This window comes from Cupriavidus sp. F041 (assembly GCF_057814235.1).
The window spans coordinates 268,653-287,179 of record NZ_JBVASY010000004.1 but is presented as its reverse complement, the minus strand read 5'-3'; the positions used below and the strand labels follow the sequence as shown (position 1 = coordinate 287,179).

General features: G+C 63.7%; 16 protein-coding genes and 1 pseudogene. 11 read left to right on the top strand and 6 right to left on the bottom strand.

What is annotated here, in order from left to right:
• Positions 1-202 precede the first annotated feature (202 nt).
• Both ACZY0R_RS42585 and ACZY0R_RS42580 read left to right on the top strand, forming a co-directional pair.
• A complete protein-coding gene (locus ACZY0R_RS42585) occupies positions 203-652 on the top strand; it encodes a hypothetical protein (protein ID WP_488867737.1) in 450 nt (149 codons plus the stop codon).
• A 286-nt stretch (positions 653-938) separates the two neighbouring features.
• Positions 939-2,165, top strand: a complete 1,227-nt coding sequence (locus ACZY0R_RS42580) for an IS110 family RNA-guided transposase (protein WP_488867735.1) — start codon at positions 939-941, stop codon at positions 2,163-2,165.
• A 345-nt stretch (positions 2,166-2,510) separates the two neighbouring features.
• Here the strand turns inward: ACZY0R_RS42580 and ACZY0R_RS42575 are convergent, their stop codons facing one another.
• From ACZY0R_RS42575 to ACZY0R_RS42560, 4 genes are all read right to left on the bottom strand, one after another.
• Positions 2,511-2,762, bottom strand: a complete 252-nt coding sequence (locus ACZY0R_RS42575) for a hypothetical protein (protein ID WP_488858372.1) — start codon at positions 2,760-2,762, stop codon at positions 2,511-2,513.
• Positions 2,759-3,553, bottom strand: a complete 795-nt coding sequence (locus ACZY0R_RS42570; protein WP_488858371.1) for an ExeA family protein — start codon at positions 3,551-3,553, stop codon at positions 2,759-2,761. The genes ACZY0R_RS42575 and ACZY0R_RS42570 overlap by 4 nt, the downstream gene beginning before the upstream one ends.
• 1 nt (position 3,554) lies before the next feature.
• Positions 3,555-4,877: a DDE-type integrase/transposase/recombinase gene (locus ACZY0R_RS42565; protein WP_488858370.1), complete on the bottom strand. Its 1,323-nt coding sequence runs from the start codon at positions 4,875-4,877 to the stop codon at positions 3,555-3,557.
• A 129-nt stretch (positions 4,878-5,006) separates the two neighbouring features.
• Complete coding sequence (locus ACZY0R_RS42560) at positions 5,007-5,540, bottom strand: DUF6431 domain-containing protein (RefSeq protein WP_488858368.1); 534 nt, start codon at positions 5,538-5,540, stop codon at positions 5,007-5,009.
• A gap of 959 nt (positions 5,541-6,499) precedes the next feature.
• On the opposite strand from ACZY0R_RS42560, the pseudogene ACZY0R_RS42555 reads away from it, so the two are divergent.
• From ACZY0R_RS42555 to ACZY0R_RS42545, 3 genes and pseudogenes are all read left to right on the top strand, one after another.
• Positions 6,500-6,652, top strand: a pseudogene (locus tag ACZY0R_RS42555) (ISKra4-like element ISBte1 family transposase); the annotation flags it as partial.
• Between the two features lie 210 nt (positions 6,653-6,862).
• On the top strand, positions 6,863-7,117 hold the full coding sequence (locus tag ACZY0R_RS42550) for a type II toxin-antitoxin system Phd/YefM family antitoxin (protein WP_477122315.1): 255 nt from the start codon (positions 6,863-6,865) through the stop codon (positions 7,115-7,117).
• Complete coding sequence (locus ACZY0R_RS42545; RefSeq protein ID WP_488867733.1) at positions 7,114-7,500, top strand: type II toxin-antitoxin system VapC family toxin; 387 nt, start codon at positions 7,114-7,116, stop codon at positions 7,498-7,500. The genes ACZY0R_RS42550 and ACZY0R_RS42545 overlap by 4 nt, the downstream gene beginning before the upstream one ends.
• Positions 7,501-8,024: 524 nt before the next feature.
• On the opposite strand, the gene ACZY0R_RS42540 is transcribed toward ACZY0R_RS42545, so the two are convergent.
• Positions 8,025-8,153, bottom strand: coding sequence for a hypothetical protein (locus tag ACZY0R_RS42540; protein ID WP_488867731.1), 129 nt, complete (start codon positions 8,151-8,153; stop codon positions 8,025-8,027).
• A gap of 554 nt (positions 8,154-8,707) precedes the next feature.
• On the opposite strand from ACZY0R_RS42540, the gene ACZY0R_RS42535 reads away from it, so the two are divergent.
• Positions 8,708-9,379: a GntR family transcriptional regulator gene (locus tag ACZY0R_RS42535; RefSeq protein ID WP_488867729.1), complete on the top strand. Its 672-nt coding sequence runs from the start codon at positions 8,708-8,710 to the stop codon at positions 9,377-9,379.
• 738 nt (positions 9,380-10,117) lie between these two features.
• Positions 10,118-10,684, top strand: coding sequence for a TetR/AcrR family transcriptional regulator (locus tag ACZY0R_RS42530; protein WP_488867727.1), 567 nt, complete (start codon positions 10,118-10,120; stop codon positions 10,682-10,684).
• 3 nt (positions 10,685-10,687) lie between these two features.
• Here the strand turns inward: ACZY0R_RS42530 and ACZY0R_RS42525 are convergent, their stop codons facing one another.
• Positions 10,688-11,665: a LysR family transcriptional regulator gene (locus ACZY0R_RS42525; protein WP_488867725.1), complete on the bottom strand. Its 978-nt coding sequence runs from the start codon at positions 11,663-11,665 to the stop codon at positions 10,688-10,690.
• A 161-nt stretch (positions 11,666-11,826) separates the two neighbouring features.
• Here ACZY0R_RS42525 and ACZY0R_RS42520 point away from each other — a divergent pair, with 161 nt between their 5' ends.
• The 4 genes from ACZY0R_RS42520 to ACZY0R_RS42505 are packed head-to-tail and all read left to right on the top strand — an operon-like array spanning position 11,827 to position 18,522.
• A complete protein-coding gene (locus ACZY0R_RS42520; protein ID WP_488867723.1) occupies positions 11,827-12,696 on the top strand; it encodes an alpha/beta hydrolase in 870 nt (289 codons plus the stop codon).
• 58 nt (positions 12,697-12,754) lie between these two features.
• Entirely contained in the window at positions 12,755-13,969 is a 1,215-nt protein-coding gene (locus ACZY0R_RS42515) for an efflux RND transporter periplasmic adaptor subunit (RefSeq protein WP_488867721.1), read from the top strand.
• Positions 13,970-13,973: 4 nt separating this feature from the next.
• Positions 13,974-17,138: an efflux RND transporter permease subunit gene (locus ACZY0R_RS42510; RefSeq protein WP_488867719.1), complete on the top strand. Its 3,165-nt coding sequence runs from the start codon at positions 13,974-13,976 to the stop codon at positions 17,136-17,138.
• Entirely contained in the window at positions 17,125-18,522 is a 1,398-nt protein-coding gene (locus tag ACZY0R_RS42505) for an efflux transporter outer membrane subunit (protein WP_488867717.1), read from the top strand. Before ACZY0R_RS42510 ends, ACZY0R_RS42505 begins: the two co-directional genes overlap by 14 nt.
• Positions 18,523-18,527 lie beyond the last annotated feature (5 nt).

Below are 18,527 nucleotides of genomic sequence, written 5' to 3'. Positions count from 1 at the left end.
GCGCTGGTGACGGACGCCGTTACCCATGAGCCGTTGCACGTCCATGACATCGACGGCAAGTTGTTTGCCATTCCGTCCGGAGACAGCCATGCTTGCTTGCTTTCGCCAAGGGGCGCTGGTGCAAATTTGAGGGGGCCAATACAGGGACGGTTAGATGGCGGGGGTGTTACCCAGGAATCTTCCCGACGATGAGTGGCGAACAATGAACATACGAACACTAATCACCATTGCCGGCCTGAGTGCCATGCCTGCTGCGCTTGCGGCAGGGCCCCAGAAATGCACGATCGAGGGTCACTTCGCTCGCTTTGTAGGGAATACTCAAGAACATCTGTTTGTAAATGGTAACTGGGCCTTTATGCGGGTCTACGCCTCGATCGACCCGTCCGACCGGCTTGATGACCGGAATCACCGCCAAATCCGGTCGCAGAGTTTTCGGGTTGTGGTGACCGACCCTCCCAGTGAGGAGCTGTACCACTTCGATCTCGTTGACCAACTTGGCGAGGTGGCATTCCAGGGCTTTGCTTATGCCTGTGATCCAGGCGATCACTACGACCAATCCACGACAGGGCACTGGCGACGGCTGCCAATGGGCGGCAATCCATCGAAATCGAAGCTGCAACTCGATCGATCGGACCCGGCGAACAACCGATGAGTCGCGAGGGCTTTTTCATTTAGTAGTTGTTCATCGGGCGCGCCCGTCCCCGAAGGATGAAGCGCGCTTGCGGTCAGTGCCTTGCAATTGGATGGGGATAAGATGGCACGTGGTGTCGGCAACGAGGTCGGCCCGTCCTTGGTGCCCCGAGCCCGTTTAGTAGTTGGACCCGCAGCCCTGCGAGCACCCCGAATTGCGACCAAGGGTGGTGACACCCCGAAACACGCCTAGTAGATTTCGACAACGAGGGCTGCTGCCGATGCCGTTGACTCTGGCAGGAGGTTCCATGCAAGTACTCTATCCCCGCTGTGCCGGGCTGGACGTGCACAAGGACACCATTGTGGCCTGCGTGCGCTGCGTCTCGGCGCCCGTGCACCAGGAAGTGCGTAGCTTTGACAGCACCACCAGCGGGCTGCTGGCGCTGGCCGACTGGCTGGCGCTGCACGGCTGCACCCATGTGGCCATGGAAGCCACCGGGGTGTATTGGAAGCCGGTGTGGCACATTCTCGAGGGCAACTTCGAGTTGGTGCTGGCCAACGCCCAACATATCCGCAACGTGCCTGGCCGCAAGACCGACGTCAACGACGCGATGTGGATTGCCGATCTGCTCGCCCATGGCTTGATCCGATCGAGCTTCGTGCCACCGGCCGCCACCCAGGAGTTGCGCGATCTCACGCGCACCCGCAAGCAACTTGTGCGCGAGATTGCCCAGCACAGTCTGCGCATCCAGAAAGTCCTTGAAGACGCCAACCTCAAGCTCGGCAGTGTGCTTTCGGATGTGCTCGGGTGCAGCGGCCGTGCCATGCTCAAAGCCATCGTCGATGGCGAGGCCGACCCCGAGCGACTTGCCGCGCTCGCCCAAGGCAACGCCCGAAAAAAGCACGCCGAATTGCGCGAGGCCCTGAACGGACGCATTACCGAGCACCACCGCACGATGCTGAAACTGCACCTGGATATCATTGGCGCACTGGAGCACACGCTGGCCGAGCTCGACGTCGTCGTGGGAAAAGCGCTGGCGCCGATCCAACAGCGCGCCCGCCTGCTGACCACGATCCCCGGGGTTAGCGACCTGACCGCTCAGGTCCTGTTGGCGGAGATCGGCGTCGACATGACGCGCTTTGCCGATGCCGGCCATCTGGTGTCCTGGGCAGGCCTGTGCCCGCGCAATGACGAGAGTGCTGGCAAGCGGCGCAGCACCCGAGTGCGCAAGAGCGGCACCTGGCTCAAGACCGCCCTGGTGACGGCTGCCTGGGCGGCTGTGCGGGTCAAGACCAGCTATCTGCACGCCCAGTTCCTGCGCCTCAAGGCGCGCCGCGGCGCCAAGAAGGCCATCCTCGCGGTGGCTGCTTCCATGCTCACGGCCGCCTACCACATGCTCCGGGATGGCGCTGAGTATGCCGACCTTGGCCCCGATTACTTCGACCGTCACGACGTCAACAAAACCATCCGTCGCCTGCTCAAACGCCTCGCCGACCTCGGGTGTCAAGTGGATCCCATGGCTCATGCTGTCTAACGCTTCCTAGTAGGCCGTCACCAGGTGACCAGCAAGCGGTTCGTCAAACGCCAGCAGATGGCTTGGCGGCCGCGGCACGCGCACGCACTGCTACGAATCCGGACTGCCGTGCTCAATGACCAGCTCCGATCGCACGTTGAACGATGCTACCTGTTACGTCTCGGGCTGTATGAGGTTCGGTTTCGCGAGCTATTCGAGGTGAGACGGCGGAGGTCGTCGCGCGCTGCGGCAGGAGACGGGCAATCTTGTGCAGCGTGAGATGGAACGCGGCGGCGTCAGGAAGCCGTCGCGCGATGTAGGTGCCGGAGTGCAAACAGCCCCGGCGGTTTGGGCCGGGGCTGTCGATTAGAACGGATCGTCGATACGGTGTCGCGGCGGTACGTAGTGCCATGGTTCATAGTAGCGCCGGATCTGATCGCGGTACGTGGCGCTGAACCACAAGAACCACTCGGAGAGGAAGTGCTGGATCTGGGCCGCGGCTTCGTCCGAGAGTTCCGGCGGCACTGGTAGGTGAGGCATAGCAAGACGGACGGTGCTGGTCTTCTTTTTCTTCTTTGATCGCATACTGGAAGCCTCTTTGTGCGGGTTGGTGGTCATCGCAATTCCTCGATGGCCTGTTGCAGCAGTTCGTCAGGCAGGTGATTGAGACCTTTGGGAACAGCCAGTTGCATGGCGGTGCGCAGGATGCGCCCGGCCTGCCGGGGGAGGCCACGCGAGGCCTGCCGCAGCAGTTCGAGCCCGGAGTCGGCCAGCAGCGTGTGGGTGCAGCCGGCGCTCTTGAGCGCGTGCGCGATGAGTTGCGCGAAGCGTTCGCGCTCGATCACCGGTTTGAATTGCACGCGCGCTTGAATGCGTCCATACAAGGCGGCGTACGGCGCGCGCTCGAGCGTACTGGCCAGACTCGGATGACCGGCGAGCCAGACGGTGAGCAGGTCACGGGCATCGAAGGCGAAGTTCAGGAACGATGGGAAGTCACGGAAGAACTCGGGCGGCAGGTTCTGGGCTTCGTCGATGATCCATACGGGCAGCAATTGTTTGCTGTCGGCGAGCTCGGTGATGCGCAGCTTCAGGTCGCGCCACAGGTCGGCACGCCGATAGCTGGGTTCGAGGCCCAGCGCGCGGGCCAGCGCCCGGTACAGATCGACGCGGCCGAACTCGGTTTCGGCCAGATAGATGACCAGATAGCGATGCGGGTTGAGTGTGCTGGCGATGTGGCGTAGCGCGGCGGTCTTGCCCACGCCTGGCTCGCCAGTGAGCAGGCCGATGCCGGGGCTGCTCAGCAGCCACTGGAAGCGCTCGGCCAACTGGGCGAGCGCGCCATCGTCCCACAGTTCGGTCGAATCCTTGTCCAGCGGCGCGCGACGCAGGCCGAAGTGTTGTCGGTACATGTCATTCTCCCTGCTGATAGTGACGCTGGTGGACCATCTCGATCAGGTTGGGCCCCGGCGCGGCGGACTCGCCGGTAGACGGTTCCGGCTGGGGTCTGCGGCGTTGCCGCGTGCGGTTCGCGACGGCGTCGAGTTCGGTGGCGGCGCCCAGCGGCTGTCCGGATTCGTTCTCGACGCGCTTGACCGTCGCGGTGTGGGGATCGACGACGAGCATCACCGTCTTGCCGGTGAGTTCGTACGGGACCTCATAGCGCTTGCCCTGGTACGACACGGTGCCATCGCGGCGCACATGGCGCGCGACCCGATGGAGGAACAGCTCATCGAGTTGCGCGGCCAGCGCGCCCAGCAGGCGGATCCTGGGCAGGTCCTGCTGATAGCGGGCCAGCGGCGTCTGGTCGCCGAGCGCGCTGTGTTTGCTGCGGTGATAGACCTCCTCGACCCAGGCCCACAGACGGGCGTTTAGGTCGGCCAGGTCGTGCAGATGGGTGATGTCGAGCTCGCCGAGGAACTGGTCGCGTAGGGTCCGGTGCCAGCGTTCCAACTTACCCTTGCCTTCTGGCGCGTATGGCCTGCAATAAACCAGTCGGATCGACAGGCGTGCGCAGATGGCTTGCAGCGTCGAGGCGCGATAGGCCGCGCCGTTGTCGACGACGATCATCTTGGGGACGCCGCGTCTCAAGAGCGCCTGCTTGAGCACGCCCTCGATGTCCAGCGCGGTCTCCGACAGGCAGAACGCGCTATGGGCGATGAGCCGCGAGGCGTCGTCCATCAGCGAGACGAGATAGGTCTTCATACGCCGGCCGCCGAGCGACAGCGTGGGGCCGTGCATGACGTCGCCGTACCAGATGGAGCCGGCGTGTTCGGCGACAAAGCTGCGCTTCTCGTCAGGCACGACGGTTGGGCCGGCAATGCGCGACAGGTCGTGCGCCTGGAGCAGACGGTGCACCGCGCAGCGCGAGAGCGAGTCGCGCGGCACGACGCCGGCGGCCTCGAGCAGCAGGCGGATCTGGCGAATCGAGCGGCGCGGGTTCTCGCGCTTGGCGGCCAGCACTGCGGTTTGCACCGGCTCGGGGAGCTTGGAGCGGCCAGTATCGGCGCGGGGCTTATCGGCCAGGCCTGCCAGGCCCTCGCGTCGCCAGGCGTAATACCAGGCCTGTAGCGTCTTCTCGCCGATGTGGCGCCGTCGGCTGCCGGGAATGGCGTACTCCTGCTGGGCGAGTTGCCGCAGCATCTGCTGCAGCTCACCGCGGCCGAGCTTCTCTCGGCTGACCAGCGGGCCGAGCACGGATAGGCGAAACAAGGCCTTCGGATCGATGTCGTTCATGTACGTTCCTAGTCAAAGAAGGAGCCGATATGAGACCTGCAATCCGAATCTGGCGGCAGTGGGCAAACTGTGTGTAGCGCTGGCTACAGCGCGGATTGGCCTATCGCGCACCACGCTGGAGTCAGCGCATCATGGGACATCCAGGCCATCTTGCTCGAGCCAGGCCATGGCTTCGCACAACGGCATTCGCGCGAAGCAGGTAAGCCAGAACGCGGCGGTGTCGGTGGTGCGTCCCAGTTCGGCAAAGCGGCTGCGCAGATGGAACATGCTGGTCGCGCTGTGGGTCTGGAGCCAACGCCACCAGCGCTGCACGGTGTCAAAGCTCAGTGCGAACACGGCGCTGACACGGCGTAGCGGCGCGCCGATGAGCAGGAGCAGCAGGACTTGCTGCTGTAAGGCCCAGTCGTACCAGCGGCGTGGACAGATGCACAACGGCAAGCGCGAGCATGTGCGGCGACATGCCGGGCAACGAAAGCGCAGCACCGGCACTGGATTGAGCGTGGCGACGGCGCTGCGGTCGGCCTTGCGGTGATAGCAGCCGTGGCACCAGAGGCAGGTGCCACCGCAATGGCCGCAGGCCTGGGGCCGATACGACTGCGGCGTGGACCTGACGGCGCGAAGATGTTGTTCGAGCGTGGGGAATGCGAATACAATCCGATGCATGGGCCGGTCTGTTCTAATGTTCGTGTGAGGTTGGCAAACATCTCACGATATCAGAGGAGTACTGGCCCTCTTTACGTCCGTCGTGTCTCGCGTTACTCAAGGCGACGTTCCTGAACTTGCTCTCGCCGAAACCGCGATGAATCCCCCTTGCTAGGCCTCAAATTCTGCGGGACGTAACACTACCCCTCCATCGCCAGAGCAGAAAACCACCGCATTGCCGCTTAGTCAGCCCCCGCTTTGGCGCGGCCTCCTGAACCAGTGCAACTTCCAAACGAGCTGCAGACACAGCATTATTCGTAGCTTGCGTATTGGCGTTTTTCTGCAACAGGCACCGCGCGGCGCATAGGCACCATGCGATGCTGCGCAGGCGCGTGTTCGTCACACTGCAGCCCGTCTATACGTCGTAGCCGCCACATCCTGGAATTTGGGTTTTCCTAACCCGCTGCTTATTTGACTTTTGGTTAAGCGTTTGCTGACTTGCATGGCTAGAATCACGCGGTTGTACAACCTCTCGAATAATTTCTCCCGTCCGTATGAGCATTACCGACATCACGCTAGGCTCGATCCTGGCCGACCTACGCCTGACCTCGCGCTCGCTGACGACAGCCGAATACTCGTACCTTGCCGAGCTTCGGCTGCAAGTTGTGACGGGGGACGCGGATCTCTGGACTACGCTTGAGACCGCTGGGGTACCGTGCAATGAGCGGCGATTGTCGCCAGAGGTGTTGTTGGCATTGACGACTCTTGGACAGTTGCCGGTCCATTGATATTTGGATTTCCTGGTCGGAGGATTGGAGGCGTCGACCGACGTTTTCGGCACCGTTGCCGTCAGCGGCTCGATGTGTTAGCACGTTGACGATGTCGGGTAATTCGACCTTGGTGTGCGCCGCATCGGTTGCGAGCGCCTCCAGCCATTTCAGCGTGTTGGCGTCGACCGGCCGAATGTGGAGATACCCGCGTTCGTCAAACGCCAGCAGATGGCCTGGCGGCCGCTGCACGCGCACGCACTGCTACAAATCCGGACTGCCGTGCTCAATGACCAGCTCCGATCGCATGTTGAACGATGGTATCCCTCCATCGCCAGAGCAGAAAACCACCGCATTGCCGCTTAGTCAGCCCCCGCTTCGGCGCGGTCTCGCGGCGGCAGTTGCCCCGTGCCTGCAACCCACCCGGTGCGCCGCCTCCGCTACGCTAAAAATCCTCTGCATTATCACGATAGCGTTGTTGGTCCCCAAACCGCAACCGGCGATTTTCGGGGGACCGGGTGCGCTTCCTGCCGGCATGCACTACACTAGCTAGGTGAATTAGCTAGGGGGACGCATATGCTGACCATCAACATGCACGATGCCAAGAGCCAGCTCTCGAAGCTAGTGGAAGCGGCCTGCGCGGGTGAGGAAGTGATCATCGCGCGCAACGGCCATCCGGCCGTCAAGCTGGTCCCGATCAATGTGGTGGACGTGTCCAAGCGCATCGGCGGGGGCAGGGCCATCCTGGGGAGCCTCGACAGCATGTCGCTGGAGGAATTCAACGCCAGTGACGCCGAGATTGAGGCGTCGTTTTTCGAGGACGATAAGTGAAGCTGCTATTGGACACGCACATCGCGCTTTGGGCGGCCGCAGGGTCGTCCAAGCTACCCGCAAAGGCAGCGGAGCTGATCGCGGACGCCAAGAACGATATCTGGATCTCTGCAATCGTCCCGTGGGAAATCACCATCAAGCATGCCACCGGTAAGCTCGACACTAGCGGCTGGGAAGCGATGCAGGCGTTCAGGGATTGCGGCTACAAGGTGCTCGCGGTGAACGAGAACCACGCCAACGCGCTCTTCATGCTGCCCACGTATGCAGACCACAAAGACCCGTTCGACAGGATGATGATTGCCCAGGCGTCTCTGGAGGAAGCGCTACTGATCTCTGCTGACGAGAAGCTGGCCAGATTCACCCCCTACGTCGTCCACGTCTGAAAATAATTTACATGCGGCGAATTTTCAGGATAACTGCGATTCCGGGAAGTTCTCCCGCAGCAGGAGAGTCTCATAGGCAGAGTGGGCCGGTCTCTTGTTTAGAAAGACCGGCGTACGGCGTACCCAATTCTCGCCCGAGCGTGGAACTCGGCATGAGCAGGGGATATTGGTGCAGCGAACGGGCCGCTGTCTATAGCTCGGGAGTTCGATGGGCCGGCCGGAAGCTCGCACCTTTACCTTCCGCGCATGCGGACATCAGTGTCGGCGTGACCACCCATGCGATACCCGGGGTAAAAACATAGGGAGAACCGTTGTTGGCCTCGTCCTCTGAAAGCGCAAGAATTGGCCGATCGTGCAATATGCGCAACGAAGGCTGCCGCTGCCAGTTCCGCCGCCTTGGCGGTGCTGGGAGCTGCTGGCTCGTCGGACTCGGCGAGTCCGACGGCCAAGGCCAAGATCACCGCGTCGGCGAACGCGGCCTGCCGAGGTCCTTTGCCCGCTGGGCGTCGCCTAACGCCGACCATTCACTGGGCGGCGGTGTTCACAACCATGCCGTCGGCGGCCAGCTTGTCCCGCAGTGCCTGCGCCTTGAGCGGATCGCCCCCGATAATGACCACCTTGCCGACGTCCAGGCGGCGAATCTGAGTGGCCAATGCCTCCACGGGCGTGGTCGGACATTTTGTTAGCGGAAATATCAAGCTATTTGGCGGCATAACCAGTTCTCATCGTTGCAAGCGATTGTCCGGTCGCGCCATGGCGCGTCGGCGTACACACATCGATGATAGCGTCGCGCGGCCGCAAGATCACCCCACTGCCGGGGGGCTGGGAGTTTCGGTGCCGGTTGCCTGGGAGAAGCTGGCGCAATATTCTCGGAGCGCATTGAACCATCGTTACGGCTTCCAATCGCGCTGGGGAGACTGCGATTCGCGGCAGGATTTCCCGCAGCAGGGGAATATCATTGACGGAGTCGCCCAATTTGTTGTCCAGATAGACCTGCGTACCCATTTCTCGACTAAGGCTGGAGCCCGGCAAGCTGGTGAGGTTGGCGAAACGAAGGGACCGCTACCGTGGGCGTCAAAGGCAACACATGGGCGATTGTTAATTTCATGATCATGAAACTATGTTGGTGGCCGCGTAGAGACCAACAACACCGACGATGGGCATTGATGCAAAGAGGTCCGGAGGCAAGTCTTCCTGAGTGAGGGCGATGCTACGGCCCATCCGCTCCGCTCTGGAGGAGGAAATCCTGTCCGGAAAGCTGCCTGGCGGCGCACAGATCGACGAGCAGCAACTCGTGGAGCGGTTTGATGTATCGCGCACACCGGCGCGAGAGGCCTTGATCCATCTTGCCGCGGCCGGTCTGGTGACACTTGTGCCCCGGCAGGGGGCCGTCGTCTCGTCCATCACCTTGCGCGACTATGTCGCGTTGAGCGAAATCCTCGTGCAGCTGGAGGCCCTGGCAACGCAGCTTGCCACCCGGCGAATGTCGGGGGAGGAGCGCCAGGCCTTGCGCGATGCATTCGAGGCCGGCGAGGCTGCCGCCCAGCGTAGCGACGCGGACCAGTATCGCGTCGCCAATGACAATTTCCACGGCATCCTGTACGACGGCAGCCGCAATGAAATCCTGAGCCGCCAGATCCGCACCATGCGCGCTCGCATGCGCGGCATGCGTGATTTTCGCTTCGAACAGCCCACCCGTATCCGCGCGTCGCTCGAAGAGCATAGGGCTGTCCTCGATGCCGTGCTGCGTGGCGACGAAGAAGCCGCCGCGCAGGCCATGATCCGCCATATTTCCGCCGGCGGAAACGTCTATGCGGACATGATCGCGGCAATGCCCGGCGACGATGCCGGTGGCCGGGCCCGCGCCAAGCGCCCATGAATGCCGGGAGCGCCCCCGCGCGGGGGCGGGGCGATCCCCCGGTTAGGTTAGGCCACGGCGCCGGTTGCGTGAATGACGCTATTACGGTGTCGTGTGAGAGACAGAGATCCAGCGACTGCCCCTCGGGGTAATCGAATGCAAGCCCACAAGGCTTAGCTGCGCATACTTTGCGCGGGTAGTGACTCGAGGATTCACGTCCGGTGCTGGCGCCGCGGATATGGCTCACATGAGCAGCCGTGCCAATCGCTGTATGCACCAGCCCCCCTAATCTGCGCCGTGCGCTCCGTCATCGTCTCACCCCCGCTGTCGCACGCCTCGGGTTGACCACGTTGCCGCTATCCCAACCGGTGATCGGGGCGATGTGGAGTTTCCGAGGTCGACGGCCTCCCGGCTCGCCGGCCAGGGCCTTGCCTTGCGTGGCGACGTCGATCTGGTGGCGCGCTAGCATTTGCTGGGCGCTGGCGTGAATGTTTTCGAGAAGGATTGCGCTGGCCATGATGGCCTGCCGAGGATCGGAGCAGTTGGAATGCGGAAGGCGCGGGGCCAGTCCAGGCCGGCGCGCCGATGGACAAACCATAACACTGTCTGTAACCCGTGCTCGCGACCTGGGCATGGCGCGCCACGCGGGCCGCAGGGGCCGCAGGGGGGCCGTAACCCGGGATATTGTCTTCCGGGCAGGATCATGCCAGCATCGACCATGCGCTCCGGCGCTCTTCATACGACTGGAAGTGAGCATACATGGGTCATTCGCAGGCCGCCAAAGCATCCACCCGTCAACGTATTCTCGAGATCGCCGCGCGACGCTTTCGGGAACGCGGATTTTCTGGCGTCGGACTAGCGCAGATCGCACGCGAGGCGGGCATCACACCGGCCGCGTTTTACCGGCATTTCGCCTCGCGCGAGGCCATACTGGCCGAGGCGGTCCATGAGGCCGCGCGCAGCCTCGATACCTGGGCGGCCGCATCGCAGGATATTGCCAGTGCAGTGCGAAACTACCTTAGCGTGGCGCATCGCGACACGCCAGGCATTGGGTGTCCGCTCGTCGCACTGGTGCATGATGCCGCGCGCGCGGACGACGTGACCCGCGATGCCTATACCGCTGAGGTCAAGCGCGTGCTCGACTTCCTAGAAGGTTTGCTGGCCGCGCAGGGGCATGCCAACGCGCGCGCGATGGCCGTCCTGCAGCTCTGTGCGAGCGTCGGCGCGATGGGCCTGGCACGTGCCGCTGACGATCCCACGCTGTCACGCGACCTGCTGGACCAAGTGGCAGACGGTCTTGTCCGCCTGGGCACGCCACAGCCCTGAAGCCTAAAGCACCAGCTCGCGCGTTGCGGGGTCTTCGGGCACGGCCGTCCGACGCAGCGCTTCGCAGCCATCAACTGCCGCCATCCGCGGGCAGTCCTGGAAGATCTGCGCCACCCAATCGACAAAGACGCGTACCTTCGGCGCCAGATGCCGGCTTTGCGGATAAATGGCGGCGATTGGAATCGGGCGTGGCCGCCATTGCGGCAGCAGTTCCACCAGTGCGCCGGTATGTAGATATTCCTGCACCATGAAACGGGGCGGCTGGAAAATGGCGGCGCCGCTGAGGCCATAGGCCACGTAGGCATCGGCGTCGTTGAAACTGATATGGCCGCGCATGCCAACCTCGACCGGATTGCCATCGATGATGAAATTCAAGTCCAGCGTGCGCCCGGTGCGGTTGGAGAAGTAGTGGATCGCGGTGTGATGCTGGAGGTCCGCCAGTGTGCGCGGCAGGCCATGCCGCGCGATATAGGTCGGGCTGGCTACGGTGACCATGTGCATGTCGCCCAGGCCACGCGCGATCAGGCTTGAATCCTGTAGCGAGCCCGCGCGTATCGCGCAGTCCACACCGTCCTGGATCAAGTCCACCATCCTGTCGCCAAAGCCCACCACCAGTTCGATGTCGGGATAGCGCTCGTGGAACGCGTGGAGCCGGGGCATGAGAATGGTGCGCCCGATCGACGCCGGCATTTCCACGCGCAGCTTGCCGATCGGCCCCTGGCCCGAGCGCGTCAGCGCCACCTCGGTCTCGGCGATCTCCGCCAGGATCCGCATGCAACGCTCGTAGTAGTCGGCGCCTTCTGGCGTCAGCCGGAGCTGCCGCGTGGTCCGGTTGATGAGCCGCACGTGCAGATGCGCTTCGAGGCTCTGGATGATCGTGGTGGCGGAGGTGCGTGAAAGCCCCAGCGCCTCCGCCGCGCGCGAGAAGCTGTTCATCTCCACCACGCGGGTGAAGACTTCCATGGCCTGTACCTTGTCCATCGTACTGCCCTTCTTTAGTGCGCCGCGCGGAACCTGCAGCCTGTTTCGCGGCGGATTGTTTGGTGACGCCAAATTGTGTTCTGGATTATAGGCGTTTACCAGATGGCGGCAATGTACCAGACTTCGTGCATCACAGCATTTGCACGTCAGCGCAATCAGTCATGGCCCAGAAGGCATCCAAGGCATCCTCCTCCACGTCATCGGTCCACGTGGACTGCGTGAGCATCATTGGCCACGCGCAGCGCATTCCCCTGCACGTTCACGTCCCTGACGGGATCACCGAGGCGTTGCCCGTGATCCTTTACCTGCACGGCGGCGGCTTTGTCGAGGGCAACCTCGACTGGGCCGAGGTGGCTGCCTCGACCCTTGCACGCGCCACGCCGGCCGTGGTGGTGGCCGTGGGCTATTCGCTCTCGCCGCGCTTCCCGTTCCCGGTACCGCTCGAAGACGGCTATCTGGCCGCGCTCTGGACACAGGCCCACGCCAGGCAATATGGCATCGACGCGCGCCGCATGGGTATCGCCGGTCACGATGCTGGCGGGAACCTGGCCGCGGGCATTTCCGCCATGGCGCGTGACCGCAAGGACTTCACGCTGCGCGCGCAGGCCTTGCTGGCACCGTTGCTGGATCCCAGCATGACGCGGCTGGCCGATATCGCACGCCTGCATGACGTGGACCTGTCAGCCAGCGACTGCGCCATGGCGTACCGCGCCTACCTGCCCGACGTGCTGCAGCAACTGCATCCGTATGCGGCGCCACTTGAATCGCGCCGCTTGTCGCGCCTGCCGCCCACGCTGATCGTCAGCGCCGCGCAGGACGTCTGCCATATCGAAGCAGAAACCTATGCGAGCGAGTTGATCGCCGCGGGCGTCCCGACCGAGACCACGCGCTACGCGGAAGCCTCGCATTGCTCGATTGCCACCCACGCTCCCGCACTCGCCGACGTGGCGGTGTTCTTCGCGCGCAGGCTCGATGCATCGACGTCCGCGCCTGTCCCGCGCCGCCCCCAGCGCCCCCCCGAATCACGCTAATCCCACTAATCCCAGAGATCCCAGAGATCCCAAACAGGATCTTCGCAGGAGTGAAGTCATGGAACATCGCAGATCAATCTTCCGTCGCCCCTCGGTGGTGGCTGGCATCGGCGCCGCCGTGGTGGCGGCGGGCTTCACCGCAAGCGTGGTGCTGAACGACACGCGCGCGGCCGCGCCCACCGCGCCGCCGCCCACGCAGGTGACCGTCCAGTCGCTGCAACTGGAGGACGTGCGCGTCTGGACCAGTTTCTCGGGCCGGCTGAAGTCCGTGGACGAAGCACTGGTGCGGCCCGAGGTGGGCGGGCGCATTGTCGAGGTCAGGGTCCGCGATGGCCAGACCGTGCGGGCCGGCGACATCATGTTCGTGATCGACCCGCGTCCCTATGACGCGGCGGTGGCGCGCGCCAAGGCCGATCTGGCCGCCGCGAAGGCGCGGGCGGAGTTTTCCACCACCGAGTACGAGCGGGCGAAGGGGCTGATTGCGGATGATGCCATTCCCAAGAGCCTGCACGACCAGCGGGCCAACGAATACCGGACCGCGCAGGCCGCGGTGCTGGCCGCGGACGCCGCCTTGCGCCAGGCCGACATCAATCTGGACCATGCCTACGTCAAGGCGCCCATTCCGGGGCGTATCAGCCGCGCGGAAGTCACGCTCGGCAACCTGGTGCAGCCGGGGCCCAACGCGCCGGTGCTGACCCGCATTGTCTCGAATGACGGCATCTATGCCGACTTCGAGGTCGACGAGCAAAGCTACCTTCGCTCGATCCGCGCCAAGGCCGACACGCTGAGCAGGGAGCAGCAGATTCCCGTTGACATGAAGATCCAGGGCGATACCGATCACGTGTATCAGGGAAAGATCCACACGTTCGACAACAGCATCGACGTGAATACCGGCACGATCCGCGCCCGGGCCAAGTTCGCCAATCGGGATGGGGCGCTGCTGCCGGGCATGTCCGTGTCGATCAGCCTGGCCGGCAGTGCCGACACGCGCGCGCTGATGGTGCCGGACGTGGCGGTGGGCAGTGACCAGAGCAAGAAGTTCGTCTTCGTGGTGGGTCCCGACAACAAGGTCGCATATCGCGAGGTCACGCTGGGCGCCGGCATCGACGGCCGCCATATCGTGCTGGCCGGGCTCAACGCGGGGGACCGCGTGGTGACCAAGGGCGTGCAGTTCGTCCGCCCCGATGTGGTGGTCGCGCCCACCGAGGCGGCGTCGGAAACGATAAAAACCGTATCCGCGCGGCTCGCCGCACCGGCCCCGTTGGCGGAGTGACACCATGAATCTCTCGAAATTCTTTGTCGACCGGCCAAACTTCGCGGCCGTGATCTCCGTCATGATCTTCCTGGCCGGGCTGATCGCCATTCCGAAGCTGCCGGTCTCCGAGTATCCCGAGGTCGTGCCACCGTCCGTGGTCGTGCGTGCGCAGTTTCCGGGCGCCAATCCGAAAGTGATTGCCGAGACCGTCGCCACGCCGCTCGAGGAACAGATCAACGGCGTGGAGAACATGCTCTACATGTCGTCGCAGGCGGCCAGCGACGGGGTGATGACGCTGACGGTGACGTTCAAGCTCGGCACCGACCCGGACCTGGCCACGCAACTGGTGCAGAACCGCGTGAACGAGGCATTGCCCCGGCTACCGGACGTGACGCGCCAGCTCGGCGTCAGCACGATCAAGAGCTCGCCGAACCTGACCATGGTCGTTCACCTGGTCTCGCCGAACGACCAGTACGACAATCTGTACCTGCGCAACTACGCGCGCCTGAACGTGAAGGACGAACTGGCGAAGATCAGCGGTATCGGCCAGATCAACCTGTTCGGCTCGGGCAACTACGCGATGCGTGTCTGGCTCAATCCGCAGAAGGTGGCCGAGCGGCACATGAATCCCGAGGAGGTGGTGGCCGCCATCCGCAAGCAGAACATCCAGGTGGCCGCAGGCGTGATCGGCGGGGCGCCGTACAAGGACAACGTCGAGATCCAGCTGCCCGTGAACGTGCAGGGGCGGCTGGCCGATGTCGACCAGTTCGAGAACATCATCGTCAAGCGCGATGGCGGCGTGGTGACCTACCTGAAGGACGTGGCGCGGATTGAGATGGGGGCCAGCGATTATGCGTTGCGCGCCCAGCTCGATAATAAGCAGGCCCTGGCGCTGGTGATCTTCCAGTCGCCTGGCGCGAACGCCATCGAGATATCGAACAACGTGCGGGCCAAGATGGAGGTGTTGAGCAAGCGGTTTCCGAAGGGGCTCGAGTACCGCATCGCCTACGATCCGACCACATTCGTGCGCGATTCCATCAAGGCCGTTACCCACACGCTGCTCGAAGCCATCGTGCTGGTGGTGCTGGTCGTGATCCTGTTCCTGCAGACCTGGCGCGCCGCCATCATCCCGTTGCTGGCCGTGCCGGTCTCGGTTGTCGGCACGTTCGCGGTGATGCATGTGTTCGGCTTTTCGATCAACGCGCTGTCATTGTTCGGGCTGGTACTGGCGATCGGTATCGTCGTGGACGACGCCATCGTCGTGGTGGAGAACGTGGAGCGCAACATCGCCAGCGGCCTGGCGCCACGTGAAGCCACGATCAAGGCCATGAGGGAAGTGACCGGGCCGATCATCGCCATCGCGCTGGTGCTGTGCGCCGTTTTCGTGCCGATTGCGTTCATCAGCGGGCTGACCGGGCAGTTCTATCGGCAGTTCGCCCTGACCATCGCGTTCTCCACGGTCATCTCCGCGTTCAACTCGCTGACGCTGTCGCCGGCGCTGGCGGCGCTGCTGTTGCGCGGCCACGATGCGCCGAAAGACCAGTTGACCCGCGCAATGGACTGGCTGCTGGGCGGCTTCTTCACGCGCTTCAACCGGTTCTTCCAGCGAAGTTCCGACGCCTATAGCGGCGGCGTGAAGCGCGCGCTGCACCGCAAGCGCGGATCGATCCTGATCTACGTGGTCCTGCTGGGTGCCACGGTGCTCGGGTTCAGCAAGGTGCCCGGCGGCTTCGTGCCGATTCAGGACAAGGGGTATCTGGTGAACCTGATCCAGCTGCCCGATGGCGCCACGCTGGACCGCACCGAATCGGTCGTGCGACAGATGACCGAGATCGCCGCAAAGGAACCCGCCTTCCGCAACGCGGTACAGTTCCCTGGGCTGTCGTTGAACGGCTTCATCAACAGCTCGTCGTCGGCAACAGTGTTCCTGGGCGAAAAGTCTTTCGAGGAAATGCGCGAGATCGGCGCATCGGGACCCGCGATGGCGGGCAGCCTGCAGCAGAAGTTCGCGGGTATCAAGGATGCGTTCATTGCAGCGTTTCCGCCGCCCCCCGTGCAGGGGCTCGGCAATACCGGCGGTTTCAAGCTCCAGATCGAGGACCGCGGCGACGCGGGCTACGTGGAACTGAGCAAGACCGTCAGCGCCGTGCTAGACAAAGCGCACAAGGCGCCTGAACTGGCCAGGGTGTACAGCACCTACAACGTGACCACGCCGCAGCTGTTTGCCGATGTGGATCGCACCCGGGCGTCGCAGCTGGGCATCGACGTGGACGACATCTTCAAGACCATGCAGATCTACCTGGGGTCGCTCTATGTCAACGACTTCAACAAGTTCGGGCGCACGTACCAGGTGATCGCGCAGGGCGACAAAGACTTCCGCTCGTCGCGGGACGACATCCTGAAGCTGAAGGTACGCAACCACGAAGGCGAGATGGTGCCGCTGGGCGCGGTGGTCAGGATTAGCGATACGAGCGGGCCGGAGAGCGCGTCGCGCTACAACGGCTATCGCTCGGCGGACATCAACGGCGGTCCCGCACCGGGGTACTCCACGGGACAGGCCCAGGCGGCCATCACCCGGATCCTGGACGAGACGCTGAGCGGCGAGATGACGTTCGAATGGACCGAACTCGCCTACCAGCAGATCCTGGCCGGCAATACCGCGCTGATCGTGTTCCCGATCTGCATCCTGCTGGTGTTCCTGGTGCTGACGGCCCAGTACGAGAGCGTATTCCTGCCGCTGGCGATCATCATGATCGTGCCGATGTGCCTGTTCTCGGCCATCACAGGCGTGTGGCTGACCAAGGGCGACAACAACCTGTTCACACAGATCGGCTTCTTTGTGCTGATTGGACTCGCGTGCAAGAACGCCATCCTGATCGGCGAGTTTGCACGCGAACTGGAGATCCACGGCAAGTCGACGTTCGCCGCGGCGATAGAGGCCGCGCACCTGCGGCTGCGGCCGATCCTGATGACGTCCATCGCATTCATCATGGGCGTGCTGCCGCTGGTGCTGTCACATGGTGCCGGCGCGGAGATGCGGCACGCGATGGGTGTGGCGGTGTTCTTCGGGATGATCGGCGTGACGTTCTTCGGCCTGTTCCTGACACCGATTTTCTATGTGATTGCGCGTGCATTGGAGAAGCGCATCACCAAGACCGAGAAGGTACATCACCATGTTGAAGCTTGAGCGAATCATCGCGCTGGCCGCGGTGGCGCTGGTGGCGGCATGCACCGCGCCCGTGGGGCCGCAATCGTCGGGCATCGATGCCGCGCCGCAATGGGCGAAGCTGGCGGACGGGCAGGGCGGCGGCTATCTGGCCGGCGATGCCGGCGCCAGCGTGGACCAGACCTGGTGGGCGCGGTTCCGCGATCCCGCGCTCGACAGGCTGGTCGCCGAGGCGCTGGCCAACAACAAGTCGCTGGCGATTGCCAAGGCGAGGGTGGAGGAGGCGCGCGCGGGGCGCCTGCTGGCGCAGTCAGCATTGGCGCCCCAGGTTAATGCGACGGCCAGCAGCGAACGCAGCAACCGTGGCTTCTTGACCAACGACCATCCCGTCACGATCAACCAGGTTGCCATCTCAGCCGCGTGGGAGGTCGACCTGTTTGGGCGCAACCAGGCGCGCACCGCGCAGGCAACGGCAATCCTGCAATCGGCCGATGCCAGCCAGCAGGCGGTACGCGTGGCGCTGCTGGCCGAAGTGGCACGCACGTACTTCGATCTGCGCGACTATGCGCAACAGATCGACATCACGCAACGGAACCTGGACAGCCAGCGCCGCACACTGCAGCTGATCCAGGCGCAGATGCGTGGCGCGTTGGCCAGCAACTTCGACGTGCAGCGTGCCGCCGCGCAGGTATCGGCCACCGAGTCGCTGCTACCAGCATTGCGCACTGGGTACGACGGCGCAATGAACCGGCTGTCGAACCTGCTTGGCCGCACGCCCGGTACGCTGGCCCCGTCGCTGTCCGATGCCCATGCATGGCAGCCGATCGACCAGGACATCGTGGTGTCCGCGCCGGCAACGGTGCTGAGGGAGCGGCCCGACGTACGCGCGGCCGAGCGGCAGTTCGCGGCCAGCATCGCCGCGCGCAAGGCTGCCGTGGCGGAGCTGTTCCCCAATATCTCGCTGACGGCCTTCTTCGGCGCGCAGAATGCCACGCCGTTCTCGTCCACGCCATGGGGCATCGGGGCCGGGCTGATCCAGCCGGTGCTCAATTTCGGTCGTATCCGCTCGCAGATCGACGCGGCCGATCAACGACAGACCCAGGCATACCTGACCTATCAGCAGACCGTGCTCGATGCGCTGGAGGACATGGAGAACGCGTTATCCGGCTACATCAACGAGAATGCGCGCAATATCTCGCTGACCGCCGGCGTGGCGCAGAACCGCAAGGCCGCCGAGCTGGCGCAGAAGCAGTTCCGCCAAGGCTACGTTGGCCTGCTCGATGTCCTGGTGGCGGAGCGCGACCTGCTCGATGCCGAGTCACGCCAGGCCGCATCGGATGCGAACCTGCGCAAATCGCTGGTGCGGATCTTCGCCGCGGCCGGCGGCGGATGGCAGGCGCAATAACGAAA

Bases quoted from the DNA above. Each gene is read 5' to 3' on its own strand.
- ACZY0R_RS42535 (WP_488867729.1), top strand. From the start codon at position 8,708: ATGCTACGGCCCATCCGCTCCGCTCTGGAGGAGGAAATCCTGTCCGGA.
- ACZY0R_RS42580 (WP_488867735.1), top strand. From the start codon at position 939: ATGCAAGTACTCTATCCCCGCTGTGCCGGGCTGGACGTGCACAAGGAC.
- ACZY0R_RS42520 (WP_488867723.1), top strand. From the start codon at position 11,827: ATGGCCCAGAAGGCATCCAAGGCATCCTCCTCCACGTCATCGGTCCAC.
- ACZY0R_RS42515 (WP_488867721.1), top strand. From the start codon at position 12,755: ATGGAACATCGCAGATCAATCTTCCGTCGCCCCTCGGTGGTGGCTGGC.
- ACZY0R_RS42510 (WP_488867719.1), top strand. From the start codon at position 13,974: ATGAATCTCTCGAAATTCTTTGTCGACCGGCCAAACTTCGCGGCCGTG.
- ACZY0R_RS42505 (WP_488867717.1), top strand. From the start codon at position 17,125: ATGTTGAAGCTTGAGCGAATCATCGCGCTGGCCGCGGTGGCGCTGGTG.
- ACZY0R_RS42585 (WP_488867737.1), top strand. From the start codon at position 203: ATGAACATACGAACACTAATCACCATTGCCGGCCTGAGTGCCATGCCT.
- ACZY0R_RS42550 (WP_477122315.1), top strand. From the start codon at position 6,863: ATGCTGACCATCAACATGCACGATGCCAAGAGCCAGCTCTCGAAGCTA.
- ACZY0R_RS42525 (WP_488867725.1), bottom strand. From the start codon at position 11,665: ATGGACAAGGTACAGGCCATGGAAGTCTTCACCCGCGTGGTGGAGATG.
- ACZY0R_RS42530 (WP_488867727.1), top strand. From the start codon at position 10,118: ATGGGTCATTCGCAGGCCGCCAAAGCATCCACCCGTCAACGTATTCTC.
- ACZY0R_RS42575 (WP_488858372.1), bottom strand. From the start codon at position 2,762: ATGACCACCAACCCGCACAAAGAGGCTTCCAGTATGCGATCAAAGAAG.
- ACZY0R_RS42565 (WP_488858370.1), bottom strand. From the start codon at position 4,877: ATGAACGACATCGATCCGAAGGCCTTGTTTCGCCTATCCGTGCTCGGC.
- ACZY0R_RS42570 (WP_488858371.1), bottom strand. From the start codon at position 3,553: ATGTACCGACAACACTTCGGCCTGCGTCGCGCGCCGCTGGACAAGGAT.
- ACZY0R_RS42560 (WP_488858368.1), bottom strand. From the start codon at position 5,540: ATGCATCGGATTGTATTCGCATTCCCCACGCTCGAACAACATCTTCGC.